Source organism: Candidatus Arthromitus sp. SFB-mouse-Japan, assembly GCF_000270205.1.
Lineage (GTDB): Bacteria > Bacillota > Clostridia > Clostridiales > Clostridiaceae > Dwaynesavagella.
On sequence record NC_015913.1, the window covers coordinates 768,158 to 784,908 of the forward strand.

13 protein-coding genes are annotated in these 16,751 nt (G+C 28.9%); all 13 read left to right on the forward strand.

The window, feature by feature from the left end:
* The first annotated feature begins 17 nt into the window (after positions 1 to 17).
* The 13 genes from SFBM_RS03755 (at position 18) to rimP (ending at position 16,743) form a co-directional block, all read left to right on the forward strand.
* Complete coding sequence (locus SFBM_RS03755; protein WP_005806341.1) at positions 18 to 1,547, forward strand: YifB family Mg chelatase-like AAA ATPase; 1,530 nt, start codon at positions 18 to 20, stop codon at positions 1,545 to 1,547.
* Between the two features lie 12 nt (positions 1,548 to 1,559).
* Entirely contained in the window at positions 1,560 to 2,654 is a 1,095-nt protein-coding gene (dprA, locus tag SFBM_RS03760) for a DNA-processing protein DprA (RefSeq protein ID WP_005806339.1), read from the forward strand.
* A 150-nt stretch (positions 2,655 to 2,804) separates the two neighbouring features.
* Positions 2,805 to 4,859: a type I DNA topoisomerase gene (topA, locus tag SFBM_RS03765; protein ID WP_014017919.1), complete on the forward strand. Its 2,055-nt coding sequence runs from the start codon at positions 2,805 to 2,807 to the stop codon at positions 4,857 to 4,859.
* A gap of 145 nt (positions 4,860 to 5,004) precedes the next feature.
* The gene (rpsB, locus tag SFBM_RS03770; RefSeq protein WP_007440586.1) at positions 5,005 to 5,730 is read left to right on the forward strand and encodes a 30S ribosomal protein S2; all 726 of its coding nucleotides are present in this window, start codon (positions 5,005 to 5,007) and stop codon (positions 5,728 to 5,730) included.
* Positions 5,731 to 5,745: 15 nt separating this feature from the next.
* Positions 5,746 to 6,675, forward strand: coding sequence for a translation elongation factor Ts (gene tsf / locus SFBM_RS03775; protein ID WP_005806334.1), 930 nt, complete (start codon positions 5,746 to 5,748; stop codon positions 6,673 to 6,675).
* A 78-nt stretch (positions 6,676 to 6,753) separates the two neighbouring features.
* Entirely contained in the window at positions 6,754 to 7,461 is a 708-nt protein-coding gene (gene pyrH / locus SFBM_RS03780; RefSeq protein WP_005806332.1) for a UMP kinase, read from the forward strand.
* Positions 7,462 to 7,475: 14 nt separating this feature from the next.
* Positions 7,476 to 8,033: a ribosome recycling factor gene (gene frr / locus SFBM_RS03785; protein WP_005806330.1), complete on the forward strand. Its 558-nt coding sequence runs from the start codon at positions 7,476 to 7,478 to the stop codon at positions 8,031 to 8,033.
* A gap of 10 nt (positions 8,034 to 8,043) precedes the next feature.
* The gene (locus SFBM_RS03790; protein ID WP_005806328.1) at positions 8,044 to 8,775 is read left to right on the forward strand and encodes an isoprenyl transferase; all 732 of its coding nucleotides are present in this window, start codon (positions 8,044 to 8,046) and stop codon (positions 8,773 to 8,775) included.
* Positions 8,765 to 9,550, forward strand: a complete 786-nt coding sequence (locus tag SFBM_RS03795) for a phosphatidate cytidylyltransferase (RefSeq protein WP_005806327.1) — start codon at positions 8,765 to 8,767, stop codon at positions 9,548 to 9,550. The genes SFBM_RS03790 and SFBM_RS03795 overlap by 11 nt, the downstream gene beginning before the upstream one ends.
* A gap of 11 nt (positions 9,551 to 9,561) precedes the next feature.
* Positions 9,562 to 10,602, forward strand: coding sequence for an RIP metalloprotease RseP (gene rseP / locus SFBM_RS03800; protein WP_005806325.1), 1,041 nt, complete (start codon positions 9,562 to 9,564; stop codon positions 10,600 to 10,602).
* Positions 10,603 to 10,632: 30 nt separating this feature from the next.
* Positions 10,633 to 11,682 (forward strand): flavodoxin-dependent (E)-4-hydroxy-3-methylbut-2-enyl-diphosphate synthase, encoded by a 1,050-nt coding sequence (gene ispG, locus SFBM_RS03805; protein ID WP_005806324.1) that lies wholly within the window; start codon positions 10,633 to 10,635, stop codon positions 11,680 to 11,682.
* Between the two features lie 55 nt (positions 11,683 to 11,737).
* A complete protein-coding gene (locus SFBM_RS03810; RefSeq protein WP_014017920.1) occupies positions 11,738 to 15,931 on the forward strand; it encodes a PolC-type DNA polymerase III in 4,194 nt (1,397 codons plus the stop codon).
* A 350-nt stretch (positions 15,932 to 16,281) separates the two neighbouring features.
* Positions 16,282 to 16,743, forward strand: coding sequence for a ribosome maturation factor RimP (gene rimP, locus SFBM_RS03815; RefSeq protein WP_005806320.1), 462 nt, complete (start codon positions 16,282 to 16,284; stop codon positions 16,741 to 16,743).
* Positions 16,744 to 16,751 lie beyond the last annotated feature (8 nt).

Here is a 16,751-nt window from a genome sequence, read left to right on the forward strand (position 1 = left end):
CTGAGGGGTGATAAAATTTGGTAATTTCATTGAAGAGTGCTACCTTCAATTATATAAAAGGACGGATTATAGATATAGAGGTATCTATTACAAAGGGGATACCATCTTTTAATATAGTGGGACTACCTAATGTTGAGATTAAAGAATCTAGGGAGAGAGTAAGAAGTGCAATTCTAAATAGTGGTTTTAAATTTCCTCTTGGGAAAATTACTGTTAATTTAGCACCAGCGAACATTAGAAAAGAAGGATCGCTTTTAGATCTTTGCATAGCAACGGGAATACTTATATGTTCTAAACAAATAAATCCAATTAAAAATCTGTTTAATACAATAATACTTGGAGAATTGTCATTAGATGGGCATATCAAAGGTATCAAGGGGAGTATACCAATTATTTTGGACGGAAAAGATGATGGGTATAATAGCTATGTTTTATCTGAGGATAATTATTTTGAAACAAAAATCATACAAAACACAGATATAAATTATTTTAATAATTTTAAAAGCTTTGTAGATTATGCTGAGAAGGGAGTAGTTAATAATAATACTAACTTAAGACGCGATAATAGTTGTAATATTGTGAAGGATAATATAAATTTGGAAGATGTTTTGGGACATGTTAGTAGCAAAAGAGCTATCCAAATAGCAGCGGCTGGATTTCATAATATAATACTCTATGGTCCAGTTGGAAGTGGTAAGACTATGCTTGCAAAATCATTTAAATCAATTTTACCTAATCTTACATATGAGGAAAGTCTGGATAAAGGAAGAATTTATAATTTTACTTCAATACAAGAAAATTATAGACAACCTGTATTTAGAGAAGTAAGTCATACGATTTCTAAAAGTTCATTGATTGGCAGTGGTCGTGAAAATAAAGTGGGCGAAATGATTTTGAGCAATAACGGTGTTTTATTTTTAGATGAAATGCTTGAGTTTAAACGTGAGACTCTAGAAGTTTTAAGAAAAGTTTTAGAAGATAGAAAGATACAATTAAATAAAAATAATGAAATGATAGAATTTCCAAGTAATTTTATATTGTTAGGAGCGACGAACCTTTGTCCATGCGGTAATTATTTAAACAATAGTGCTATAAAACAATGTGTTTGTGATACTGTGAAAAGAGAAAGATACATAAATAAAATTTCTAAGAGTTTACTCGATCGCATTGATATATTTTCATATACTCCTGTGATTGATTATGTTGATGTAGGAAACAAAAAAGACATGAGAGTAACTAGCAAAAAGATTTTGGAGACTGTAGTAAAAGCACGGGAAATTCAATATTTTCGATTGAAAAAATTTGGGATTAAATATAATTCTCAAATGAATAATGATTTAGTTAATAAATTTTGTGAGTTAAGTTCATCTAGCAAACAAACTCTTGAAACAATCTATCGTAAAGAAAATATATCGACTCGTTCATATTTTAAAATATTAAAAATAGCAAGAACAATAGCAGACTTAAATCAAAGTGAAAATATTAATGATGAACATATAATGGAAGTTATAAATTATAGAAAGTTTATAAGTAATCAGATTATTTGATGGAGGGTAATCATGAATTTTTATGATTATTGGATTTTAAAAACAAATGTAAGTTCAAATATTAAGATTAAATTAATAGAAGATTTTAAAACATCTGAAGAAGTGTACAAGGGGTTAATAGAAAATGGAAATTTAAATTATATAAATTTAAATGAGTATGACAGGTTTGTTAAAACTTATAAGCAATTAAAAGATGATTTTGATTTGCATAAATACAGCAATATCTTGGATAAATATAATATAAAATTTGTGAAATATGGTGATGATAATTATCCAAATAAATTAAAGGATATTGATAACAAACCATTTTCTATATTTTATAAGGGAAATATAGATTTATTAGATGCATATTGTATATCTATTATAGGGACTCGAAATGCTACACCATATGGAGAAGAAGTTTGCAAAAAAATATCGAGAGAATTAAGTGTAAATAATGTTGGTGTAGTTAGTGGTGGAGCAAGAGGAATTGATATATTATCTCATAAAATTTGTTTAGAAAGTAATGGCATGCCTATATGTGTACTTGGATCTGGATTATTAAACTATTACCCAAAGGAGAATTTTAAGTACTTTGATGAAATAGGGGATAAGGGGTGTATATTGTCTGAATACGATGTGTATACAAAACCTGATAAATTTAATTTCCCTCAACGCAATCGTATAATTAGTGCTATTGGGGATGGACTTATTGTTGTTGAAGCTAGAGAAAAAAGTGGAACTATGATTACTGTAAAATATGCGTTAGATTATGGAAAAGATATAGCAGCGGTACCAGGTCCAATTTTTTGGGATAAAAGTATGGGGTGCAATAAGTTGATAAGAGATGGTGCTCATATAATTTCAGAAATTAAAGATTTGTATGATATTTTTAAATTAAATAGCAATACTACTAGTATTAATTATGGGAATCATGAAAAATTACTATCTGATCCTTTCAAGTATAAAGTATTTTCATTGATAAAGAAGAAACCTAGTAATATTGATGAAATTGCTAATGAAACAGGAATTAGTGTAGTAGATATTTATAAGATATTATTTGAGCTTGAAAATTTAAATATTATAGAAGCATCTGTAGGTAACTTTTATCAATTAAAAGTAATTTAAAAATAATTTAAAAATAATTTTATTATCATATAAATTATTTTTTGTGATTGACTATATGTGAAAAAAAATATATTATATTTTAAAAATTATTACTTTTGATAATGTTGTTTAATTGAAATGGGGGGATTATCAATCCTTTGGGATTAAACTATGGCAAAATATTTAGTTATCGTTGAATCGCCAGCAAAAGCTAAGACTATAAAAAAATATTTGGGATTGAATTATGAAGTTGTAGCATCAATGGGACATATTAGAGATTTGCCTAAGAGTCGATTAGGAGTATCTGTTGAAGATGATTATGAACCAAATTACATAAATGTTAGGGGAAAAGCTGATTTAATTAAATCACTTAAAAAGGCTTCTAAAAAGAGTGAAAAAGTTTTTTTAGCAACTGACCCAGATAGGGAAGGTGAGGCTATATCTTGGCATTTAGCTTATATATTAGGGATTGATGTTGATGATAAATGTAGAGTTGAATTTAATGAAATAACAAAAACAACCATAAAAAACTCTATTAAAAATGCTAGAAGTATTAATTTGAATTTAGTTAATGCTCAGCAGGCTAGAAGAGTAGTAGATAGATTAGTTGGATATGGTATAAGTCCTATTTTATGGAAAACAGTGAAGCCTAAGTTGAGTGCTGGTAGGGTGCAGTCCGCGGCTCTGAAGTTAATATGTGATAGAGAAAATGAAATAAATAGTTTTGAAGTTAAACAATATTTTACGATAGAAGGCAGTGGAAAAAAGAATTCTAAGAAATATGTGTTCAAACTTCATTCTAAGCACAAGGAAAAATTGGATGAATTAACAGAAAATAAAGTTTTAGAAATATTAGATGAGTTGTCCGAAGGAAAGTATATTGTAGATGAAATAAAGGAAGGCTCAAAAAATAAGTATCCATCACCACCTTTTACTACAAGTACCCTTCAGCAAGAGGCTTATAAGAAATTAAATTTTCAGACAAAGAGGACTATGTCTGTTGCTCAGTCACTATATGAGGGAGTTGAGGTTAAAGGATATGGAGTTGTAGGATTAATCACTTATATGAGAACGGATTCTGTTAGATTATCGGCTGATTCTTTAAATCAAGCAAATGAATTTGTGGCTAAAGTATATGGAGACAAATATAAACTTGATATACCGAGGCAATATGGGAAGAATAATAAAAATATTCAAGATGCACATGAAGCTATAAGACCTACCAATGTAGAAATTACACCAGATATTGCAAAGCAAACTTTAAAAGATGATCAGTATAAGTTATATTCTCTAATATGGAGAAGATTTTTGGCAAGTCAGATGCGTAATGCTGTATACAATACAATGGCTATTAGTATAAAAAATGGAGATTATTTATTTAAATTAAATGGATCTCAGTTGCAATTTGATGGATTTTTGAAAGTTTATGAAGTTGATAAGGATGATAAAGACTTAATACTTCCAGCATTTGAAGAAGGGGAAGAATTAAAGAATGTTAAAGTGGAAAGTATAGAACATTTCACACAACCACCTCCAAGATATACCGAAGCATCTTTTGTTAAATTATTGGAAGAAAAATCTATAGGAAGACCAAGTACTTACGTTCCAACTATAAGTACTCTTTTCGATCGTATGTATTTAAAACGTCAAAATAAACAATTTGTTCCAACAGAATTAGGAATTATAGTCAATGATTTAATAAAAAATAATTTTACAGAGATTGTTGATATAGAATTTACAGCTGACATGGAAAAAAAATTAGATGGGATAGAAGAAGGTAAAGCAAGTTGGAAAAGTATAGTTCATGAGTTCTATAAACCACTAAAAGAAAAAATTGATATAGCCGAGAATACAGTTAAGAAGGTTGTGATTGAAGACGAAGTTACTGATGTTTTATGTGATAAATGTGGGCGTAATATGGTTAAAAAACATAGTAGATATGGTGTTTTTCTAGCATGTCCAGGATATCCGGAATGTAAAAATACTAAGTCTATTATTCAAAAATTGAACATTCCATGTCCTAAATGTGGTGGGGAAATCAATGTTAGGAAGAGTAAAAAAGGAAAAGTATTCTATGGATGCAGTAAGTATCCTGAATGTGATTTTATATCATGGAATGAACCGAGCAATGTTAAGTGTCCTAAATGTGGTGGTATTACAGTTAAGAAAATTAAAAGAAAACAGGAGTTCTATGAATGTATTGATCAAGATTGTAAAGATAAATAAAAATTTTTATTGATGCTTGATTAGCTATATGGTATATTATTAACGTAATTAAGCACACTCTCTAATTTAAACTTTGGTGCCTTTGGATTAGGTTTGGTTTGGAGTATAGATAGTGGAAGATTTAACCAAATGGAGGATTTTAAGTATGTCAATTATTTCAATGAAACAATTATTAGAAGCTGGTGTTCATTTTGGACATCAAACAAGAAGATGGAATCCTAAAATGAGTAGATTTATTTTTGCAGAAAGAAATGGAATATATATAATAGATTTACAAAAAACTGTTAAGAAATTAGAAGAAGCATATGAGTTTGTAAGGAGTTTGGCTACAGAAGGTAAAGATATTTTGTTTGTTGGAACGAAGAAACAGGCTCAAGAAACAATAGGAGAAGAAGCACAGAGAGTAGGAATGCATTATGTTAACCATAGATGGTTAGGAGGAATGCTGACTAATTTTAGGACTATCAAGAATAGGATTAAACGTCTTGAAACTTTGAAAGAAATGGAAGAGAATGGAACATTTTCTTTGATGTTAAAGAAAGAGGTTATAAAGCTTCGTTCTGAAAGGGAAAAATTAGAAAGAAATTTAGGTGGGATAAAGAATTTAGATGCTAATAATATTGGAGCAATGTTTATAATAGACCCTAAAAAAGAGAGAAATGCTATTTATGAAGCAAAAAAATTAGGGATTCCTATTGTATCAGTTGTGGATACAAACTGTGATCCAGATGAAATAGATTTTCCTATTCCAGGAAATGATGACGCAATAAGAGCTGTAAAATTAATAACTAGTAAAATAGCTGATGCTATTGTTGAAGGAAGACAGGGTGTAGACGTTATAGAGGAAGTTCAAGAGACTCAAGAAGCTTAAAAGGAGGAATATACAATGGTAACTGCACAATTGGTTAAAGAGCTGAGAGAATTAACTGGAGCTGGAATGATGGATTGTAAGAAGGCTCTATCTGAAACAGATGGTGACCTTGAAAAAGCTATAGATGTTTTAAGAGAAAAAGGTCTAGCATCGGCAGCTAAAAAAGCTGGAAGAGTTGCTGCTGAAGGGGTTGTTTCTTCTTATGTTAGCACAGATTTTTCTAAAGGGACTTTAGTTGAATTGAATTGTGAAACAGATTTTGTAGCTATTAACCCATTATTTGTAAAATTATCCAAAGAAATTTGTGAGATAGCTTCCGAAAATCAGTGTGATGATGTTCAAACAATTGAGAGCTTAAACTATAAGTTTAATCAGGAGTTTAGTACTGTTAAAGATGCTCTTATTGGGTTAGTATCCAAACTTGGAGAAAATATATCATTAAGAAGAGTGGTTAATTATTCAGCTAATAATGGAGTTATTAATACTTATATTCATGGTGATGGTAAGATTGGTGTTATAGTTGAGTTAGAGAGTGATAATAAAAGTGAGGATGTTTTTAAAGTTGCTAAAGATATTTGTATGCAAATAGCTGCTAGTAATCCTCTATTTTTAGATGTTAATAGTGTAGATCAATTAGTGGTTGAAAAAGAACGTCAAATTTTGAAAACTCAAGCTCTAAATGAAGGAAAACCAGAACAAGTAGTTGAAAAAATGGTTGAAGGAAGAATCAAAAAATATTATCAGGAAGTTTGTTTAACTGAACAAAGTTTTGTTAAAGATCCAGATTTAACAGTTGCAAAGTTTATTAAAAATAAATCTAAAGAATTAGGCTCAAAAATTCAAATTATACGTTTTTCTCGTTTTGAAAAAGGGGAAGGTATAGAAAAAATCGAAGAGAATTTTGCTGAAGAAGTTCAGAAACAGATGAATAAAGGTAATAAATAGGAGTTGTTTTATTAAAGAGAACATGTTTGGCATTGTTCTCTTTTTTTGAAATTAATTTAAGTTTATATAGGGGGAAAAATGGAGTATAAGTTTAAAAGAGTTTTGTTGAAATTATCTGGTGAGGCACTTGCGGGTAATATAGGATTTGGAATAGATTTTGAAGTATGCAGAAGGATTGCTAGAGAAATAAAAGAACTTAAAGATAATGGTTTAGAAGTAGGCGTTGTTGTTGGTGGTGGAAATATATGGAGAGGTAGAGCTGGGCGTGGTATGGATCGAACAACTGCGGATCATATGGGTATGCTTGCTACATGCATAAATTCATTAGCTCTACAGGATTCATTGGAAGAGTATGGTATAATTACTAGAGTATTAAGTGCGTTAGAAATAAAACAGATAGCGGAACCATATATAAGGAGAAAAGCTGTAAGACATCTAGAAAAAGGTAGGGTTGTAATATTTTCATCTGGTACAGGTAATCCATTTTTTTCAACAGATACAGCTGCGGCATTAAGAGCAGCAGAAATTGAAGCAGAGGTTATACTTCTTGCAAAAAAAGTAGATGGTATATATAATAAAGATCCAATGAAATATGATGATGCTATAAGATACAACGAATTAAGTTATTTGGAAATTTTAAAAAATAATTTACAGGTTATGGATTCGACTGCTACATCGTTGTGTATGGATAATAATATACCAATAATTGTTTTTAATTTAGATATTGAAGGAAATATATTAAAAGCAGTTAAAGGCGAAAAAATAGGAACCTTTGTAAGTAAATAAGTGAGGTGTTTAGTATGATTAGTCAAATAGTGGATGTATTGAAAGAAAAGATGTTAAAAACTATGGATGTATTGGTAGGAGAGTTAGGCTCTGTCAGGGTAGGAAGAGCTAATCCAAATATGCTTGATAGAGTGGAAGTTGAGTATTATGGAGTTATGACTAGACTTAATCAGCTTGCTAATATTTCTACACCAGAGTCTAGAATATTAATGATTCAACCGTGGGAAAAAAATATTCTAAAAGATATTGAAAAAGCTATATTAAAATCAGATTTAGGATTAATGCCAAACAACGATGGATCATCAATAAGATTAATTATTCCTGAAATGACAGAGGAGACGAGGAGAAATACTGTTAAAAAAGCTAAAAAGATTGCTGAAGATTCAAAAGTTGCGTTAAGAGCTTTAAGAAGAGATGCTAACGATAAAGTTAAATTATTGAAAAAAGATGGATCAATAACAGAAGATGATTTAAAAAAAGCGGAAGATGATATACAAAAACAGACGGATAAATTTGTTAAAAAAGTGGATGAAATAGTTGCAAATAAAGAAAAAGAAATAATGTCAATTTAGGAAGGTTCGATTGAAATTGAATTTGAAACATGGTAATCTTCCTAATCATATAGCTATAATTTTAGATGGTAATGGGAGATGGGCAAAAAATAGAAATCTTTCAAGAACTGAAGGCCATAAAGCCGGGGTCGAAAATTTAGAAATGCTTATAGATCAATGTAAGGATCTTAATATTAAGTACATAACATTATATGTATTTTCTACTGAAAATTGGAAACGTCCAGCCTTTGAAGTTAATAATTTAATGTTATTATTAAATAAATATTTAACTGAAAGACTAGATGATTTGATGCAAAAAAATATAAGATTAAATGTTATTGGCGACGTTAGTAAATTACCAAAGAAAACAATGAAATTGATAGCATTTGTAATTAATGAAACTAAAAATAATTCTAAAATGGTTTTAACACTTGCTATAAATTACGGGGCAAGGAATGAAATATTGAGGGCTGTTAAGAATTTAGCTGAAGATGCTAAAAATTCGAAATTAGATATTGATGATATTGATGAAAAATTATTTTCAAAGTATTTGTATACATATGATATACCAGATCCAGATTTATTGATTCGAACTAGTGGTGAGTATAGGTTAAGCAATTTTTTATTGTGGCAGTGTGCTTATACTGAGTTTTGGTATACAGATGTGTTTTGGCCAGATTTTAAAAAATCAGATTTATATGATGCTTTAGAGAGTTTTAAAAAAAGGAAAAGACGCTTTGGAAAGGTAGACGATGGGAATTGATTTTTCAAAAATAAATAAAAGATATATAGGATCATTAATAATTATCCCAATAATTATATCATTAATTTTAGGTGGTATGTTTTTAAAAATTGTGATGTTTACTATTACCATCTTATCTTTAATTGAGTTTTCAAATGTTTTCATGAAAAAAAATTTAAAAATTAATATATGTTTACTTATTTTTTTTGCAATAATATATTATATATTAGGGATTGAATACATAAATATTTTAGTACTTTTATTTTTACTTGTATTGCTATGTTTTTTATTAGATTATAAAAATCACATTATAGATATAAGTTTGAGTTTTATAGCTGTTTTTTATATAGTAATACCGTTTAGTTTTATTTTTATATTAAGTGAAATAAATAATTATCTACCATGGATTGTTTTTTTGTGTGCATGGACAACAGATACTATGGCATATGTAATTGGTAAAAATTTTGGTAGGCATAAATTGATTGAAAGAATAAGTCCAAACAAAACAATAGAGGGATTTGCTGGGGGAGTTATAAGTTGCATTATAGTTATTGTTCTTTATGGTACCATTTTTATGGATAAATTGGATATTCCGATAATTAATCTAATTTTATTGAGTTTTATAATAGGAGTTATTGGTCAAATAGGAGATTTGATCGCATCATCTATAAAAAGGTTTGTGGATATTAAAAATTTTAGTAATTTGATCCCCGGACATGGTGGTATATTAGATAGGTTTGATAGCATTTTGCTCATATCTATTGTGGTATTTATTTATTCGCAAATTTTTATATAAAGGAGCATTAAATGAGTAATTTAATTGTAATACTTTTGGTTGTATTAAGTTTTGGTATTCTTATAGTAGGTCATGAGTTTGGTCATTTTATAGTGGCTAAGATGAATGGAGTTTTAGTTGAAGAATTTGCTATAGGAATGGGACCATTAATATTTAAAATCAAAGGCAAGGAAACTATGTACTCTATAAGATTATTACCTATTGGAGGATATGTTAAAATGTTAGGGGAGTATGATGAGTCTGATGATGAAGTTAGCCATTACGACAAAGATAGAGCGTACATACATAAGAGTCCCTTGAGAAAGATATCCATAATTTTAGCTGGTCCAGTCATGAATTTTATTTTAGCGTTTTTAATTTTTGGGGGTATTAGTGCATTCACTGGGTATACTTCCACAGTAATAAATGAGGTTATTGAAGGTAGTCCAGCTGAGGTTGCTGGCTTAAAGGTTGGAGATGAATTGGTGTCAATAAACTCTAAAAAGTTTTTGAATTGGAATGAGTTTGTATTTAGATTGCAAACATCTGAAAGTAAAGAAAAGATTAATATAGGAGTTTTAAGAGATAACCAGAAGATGAATTTTGATGTTTTCCCAAAGATTGAAAATAATTCTTTGATTATAGGTATAAAACCAAAATTTATAGAAAATCCTGGTTTTTTTGAAGCTGTGTTTAATGGATTTAAGCAGACTTTTTCAGAAATTAAACAAGTATTATCTTCTTTGGCGCAACTTATAACAGGCAAAGCATCTGTTAAGGATTTAAGTGGACCAATAACTATTTTTAAGGTTTCTGGTCAAGCAGCTAAAGCTGGTATACAACAGTTATTAAATTTTACAGCTTTCTTAAGTGTAAATTTAGGTATTTTTAATTTGATACCTTTTCCAGCTTTGGATGGCGGAGCTGTTGTAGTTAATTTTATAGAATTGGTATCTAAAAAACGAATTAAGCAGGATATTTTAGCTAAGATAAATTATGTTGGATTTACTTTATTGATTTTGTTAATGATTTTTGTTACTTTGAAGGATATATTTTTTCCTGTGAGTTTATAATTTTTATTTTAAGTAAGGAATGGTTTTAAGTTGGATAGAATTTTAAAAAAGGAAGTTAGGATAGGAAATGTAATGATTGGTGGATGCAATCCAATAGCAATTCAATCTATGACTAATACTAATACTAAGGATGTAAATGCAACTATAAATCAAATTAATGTTTTAGAAAAAGAAGGTTGTAATATAGTTAGAATTGCCATTACTGATAATCAAGAAGTGGATTGTATTTCTAAGATTAAAAAAAATACAAATATTCCTTTAGTTGCGGATATTCAATTTGATTATAGGATAGCGTTGGCTTGTATAAAAAATGGAATTGATAAAGTTAGGATAAATCCTGGAAATATTGGTAATGAAGATAAGATACGAGAAGTTGTTAATGCTTGTGAGGAATATGGAGTTCCTATAAGAATTGGAGTTAACGGTGGTTCTCTACAAAAGGATATTCTCAGCAGGTATGGGAAAAAGACTACTGATGCATTAGTTGAAAGTGCTTTAAAAAATGTTGATTTGTTGGAAAAGTTTGGTTTTAGGAATATAGTTATTTCTGTCAAATCATCTGATGTTGAGATGATGATTGAGTCCTATAAAAAAATTTCAAGTGCTGTTGATTATCCATTGCATTTAGGCGTTACTGAAGCAGGTTTGTTTTTATCAGGTGCTGTTAAATCAAGCATAGGTATTGGAACTTTATTACATAATGGTATAGGTGATACTATTAGGGTTTCTTTAACTGATGATCCTGTAAATGAGGTTAAAGTTAGCAAGGAAATATTAAAATCTTTGAATATTTATAATAAGGGTGTGAATTTGATCTCTTGTCCAACTTGTTCTAGAACAAAGTTTAATCTTATAGATCTCGCTAACAAAGTTGAGCAGTTGACAAAAGATATAGATAAAAATATAACTATTGCTGTAATGGGATGTGCTGTTAATGGACCAGGTGAGGCTAGAGAGGCTGATATTGGAGTAGCTGGTGGAAATGGTGAAGGATTAATTTTTAAAAAAGGTGAAATACTTAGAAAAGTTAAAGAGGAATATCTATTAGATGAATTGAAAAAGGAAATAGATACATTATGAAGAGAGGAAGTAATTCCTCTCTTTTAAATTGTGATATTATGGGTGAGTGGGAATAATGAAAGTTTTAAAAATAGAAATTTGGGAAGATAAGAGAAATGTTTTAATTTATATTGAATACGAAGATGATTTTAATAAGGATGATTTGAAAGCAAAACTTAGAAATCAAGTAGATAAAAATTTTAATTATGAAATTATTTTAATAAAAAACTGCTATTCTAAATCTGTGGATGATTTTTTACATAATAATTATGATTCATTTCTTGAGTATGTTAAGTTCACTAATCCAATATTTTATCCAGTTTTTTTTGTGAAACCTAATGTAGTTGATAGTAAACTGATTTATATATCGTCAAATAATTTTATAATAAATAAGTTTAATAACAATAATGTAAATATCGAGCTTGAAGGTTTTGTTAAATATTTCTTCAATATAGATGTGAATATAGAAATTGTTTATGGTAATCAGAAAGAAGATTTTATTAAAGATGATATAATTGTTGAAAATAAAACTATTGATTCTATCCCTAATGATCCAGTTTTTTTAAATAGTAAGGTTAAGGTAGATAATAATAAGTACTCAGATGATAGTGTCATTGTTGGGAAACAAATTCTTGAAAATGCGATTGAGATATCTTCGATTACTATTCCTGAAAAAAATATAGTTATTCAAGGATGTATCTTTAACCAAAAAGTTTTGACAACTAAAACAGGTAAAAAAATTCTTAATTTTTATATCAATGATGATACATCATCTATAAATGTAAAGTATTTTTTGAGATTAAAAGATAATGAAAATATTTTAGACAAAGTGAAAAATGATTCCAATGTTAAAATTAAAGGTGAGGTTGTGATGGATAACTTCACAAATGAATTAGCAATTATTGCGTATAATATTAGTTCTATTAGTAAGATAGAACGAAGAGATGATTATGGAGAAAAACGAATTGAATTACATTCTCATACAAATCTTAGCACAATGGATTCTGTGATTAATGTTAATGCATTATTTAAAACTTTGAAAGATTGGGGACATAAATCAGTAGCAATTACTGATCATAATGTAGTTCAAGCATATCCAAATGTTATGGATGCTTCTAAAAAGTTTGGGATTAAACCTATTTATGGTATAGAGATTAATATGGTTGATGATTTGAAACCATTAATTAATGATGATTTTGGTAAAACAATTAATGATACTTTTGTAGTTTTTGATATTGAAACCACGGGATTTTCAAATGTGAATGAAAAAATAATTGAGATTGGTGCTGTTAAAATTATAAATGGAGAAATTGTAGATGAATTTTCTACATTTGTTAATCCAGAGATGAATATACCGTATAAAATTACAGAATTAACATCAATAAGTAATGAAATGGTAGCAGGTGCTCCTATTATTGAAAATATTATTGGAGAATTTTATGATTTTTGTTCTGGAGCAATACTTGTTGCTCACAACATAGATTTTGATATGTCGTTTATTAGGAGAAATGGTAATAAATTTGGATATAGTTTTAAAAATTCTTTACTGGATACTATAGACATATGTAAATTCTTATTTCCTGAACTTAAGAGATATAGGTTAAATGTAGTTGCTAAACATTTAGCAATACCTCTTGATAATCATCATAGAGCGGTAGATGATGCTAAAGCAACAGCGATGATTTTAATTAAATGTTTTGAGCGATTAAAATCACAAGAGATTTTGAGTTTAGAGGATCTGAATAAGAAGTATAGAGAAAATATACATATATCAAAAATTTTTACATATCAAACTGTATTGCTTGCAAAAGATTATAATGGTTTAAAAAATATATATAAGCTTGTATCTAAGGGTCATTTGGAATATTTTTTTAAGACATCGAGAATTCCAAAGAGTGAGATATTGAAGCACCGAGAAGGTATATTAATAGGTGCATCATTTAGAGAAGGAGAAATATTTAAGGCTATTACTGATTATTTAGATGATGATAGGATTAATGATATAATAGACTTTTATGATTATTTTGAAATTTCTCCTCCTGTTAATTGTACAGAGCAGATTAGATCTGAGAGATTTAAAGATTATAAAGAGATTGAAGATGTTATAAAGGAAATTTATAAGTTAGGGAAGAAAAATGAAAAATTAGTAGTTGCTGTTTCAAATGCTCATTATATAGAAAAGAAGGATAATATTTATAGAAATATTTTAAGGGTTTGTCAGAATTTTAAAGTAAATTTAGATGATACGAGTTTATATTTAAGAACTACTGATGAAATGTTTAAAGAGTTTGAATTTTTGTCAAAGGATGTTAGAGATGAAGTTATACTTTTAAATCCAAGCAAGATTAATGATATGGTTGATGAAATTTTGCCAATACCAAATGGAACTTTTCCTCCTAAGATAGAAGGATCAGATGATGAGATAAGGATGATGGCTTATGAAAAGGCTCACTCTATTTATGGAGAAAATCTTCATCAAATAATAAAAGATAGGCTTGATAAGGAATTGAATTCTATTATATCGAATGGATATGCTGTACTTTATTTAATTGCACATAAACTTGTTAAAAAGTCCTTAGACGATGGATACTTAGTTGGTTCAAGAGGATCTGTTGGATCATCGATTGTTGCGACATTTTGTGGAATAACTGAGGTTAATGGACTTCCACCCCATTATGTTTGTCCAAAATGTAAGGACACAGAATTTATATCAGATGGTAGTGTTAATGCTGGAGTAGATTTACCATCAAAAGATTGTGTTAAATGTGGTACAAAATATTTAAGAGATGGATTTGATATTCCATTTGAAACCTTTTTAGGATTTGATGGAGATAAAGAGCCTGATATTGATTTAAATTTTTCTGGAGAATATCAACCATTGGTTCATAAATATACTGAGGAGTTATTTGGTAAAGGTTATGTGTTTAGAGCAGGCACTATTGGTACTATTGCTGATAAAACAGCCTATGGTTATGTTAAAAAATACATAGAAGAAATGGGTATTAGAGTACCTCAACCAGAAATTGAGAGGTTATCCAAAGGATTAACGGGAGTTAAAAGAACAACTGGCCAACATCCAGGGGGTATAATGGTTGTACCTAAAGATAATGATATATTTAATTTTACACCGATACAACATCCAGCAGACGATATGGATGCAGATGTAATAACTACTCATTTTGATTATCACTCAATAAGTGGACGTTTATTAAAACTTGATATTCTTGGACATGATGATCCAACTATGCTTAAGATGCTTAAAGATTTAACAGGATTGAATCCTCAAGAAATACCGTTAAATGATGAAAAAGTGCTTAGTTTATTTACTGGTATATCTGCTCTTAATATGGAGCCAGGATATATAGACTGTTCTGTAGGTACGCTTGGAATTCCTGAATTTGGGACTAAGTTTGTACGGCAAATGTTACTTGATACCAAGCCGACAACGTTTTCAGACCTTGTAAGAATATCGGGTTTATCACATGGAACAGATGTTTGGATTAATAATGCTCAGGAATTTATTATGAAAGGATATACAACACTTAAAGATTGTATATCCACAAGAGATGATATTATGGTTTATTTGGTTTATAAAGGACTACCAGCTAAGAAAGCATTTGATATTATGGAAAGTGTGCGTAAAGGTAAAGGTCTAACAAAAGAATATGAGGATATAATGGCAGAAAATAAAATAGAGTCTTGGTATATTGAGTCTTGTAGAAGAATTAAGTATATGTTTCCTAAGGGTCATGCTGTAGCTTATGTTATGATGGCTGTTAGAATTGCTTATTATAAGGTTTATTATCCGATTGAGTATTATACTGCTTATTTTACTGTTAGAGCTGATGAGTTTGATGCAAATTTAATTTGTAATGGAGCAGAGTTTATTAAAGAGAAAATTGGTCAATTAAATGCTTTAGGAAATAATTTAACTCAAAAAGATAAAGGACTTTTGACAGTACTTGAGATAGCTTTGGAAGCATATGCACGAGGTGTTAAATTCTATAAGGTAGACTTATATAAATCACATTACAATGATTTTAAGATAGAAGATGGAGGAATACTTCCACCTATTAATGCATTGCAAGGAGTTGGTGCTACAGCCGCAAAAAATTTATATGAGGCTGGTAGATTTTGTGAATTTATATCTATTCAGGATTTGAAAAATAGAGCAAAGGTATCTAAAACAGTAATTGAAACACTTCAGTCCCATGGATGTATAAGAGATTTGCCTGAAAATAATCAATTGTCAATGAATTTACAATTTTAGAGTGATTTTTTACAGATAAGAACGTGATGGAAATAGAATCATAAAATCGAAATTCTCTGAAACCATTATAGATTGGTATCAGAGAATTTTTATTATTCCATTATAGATTCGCTTTGCTAAACACATAATACTAAAAAATGCAGATATTTCTACACTAGAAAAAGATTTAAATAATATATTAAACTAAATATAGTTCTAATATTAAATAGTTGCAATGAAAATATAACTGTGCTATAATTCGATAATACAATGTTTATTTGCATTATTTATTTGAGAGAGAGTAGGTTTTAAGACCTGCTCTCTCTGTATTTTACGATGGAAAATTTTTATAATAAAAGAGGAAGGTAGTTTTGGATAGTTTGGTTAACTTAATTAGAGAAAATATTAGTAGCTCTATAGATGATTTAGGATATGAAATTTATCATATTGAGTATGTAAATGAACTTGGTCACAATTATCTAAGGGTAATGATTACCCATGAAGATATAAACGAGAAGATTACTGTTAAAGATTGTGAGATTGTTGCAAAAACTATAAATTTCATTATAGATAGTCTTGAGATAAATGATAAATTCTTTTTGGAGGTATCTTCTCCTGGGATAAACAGGAAATTATACACTTTAAAGCAAATGATGGATGCAATAAACAAGGTTGTTTGTGTTAGACTATCAAAAAGTTTCGAAGGTGTTAAGAAATATATTGGAATTTTAGTTAATGTTAATGATCATGGCATTAAAGTTAAAGTTGAAAATAGAGAGTTAGAATTTGACCTCAATATGATAAAAAATATAAATTTAGAGGAAATATCTTAGGGGGATAT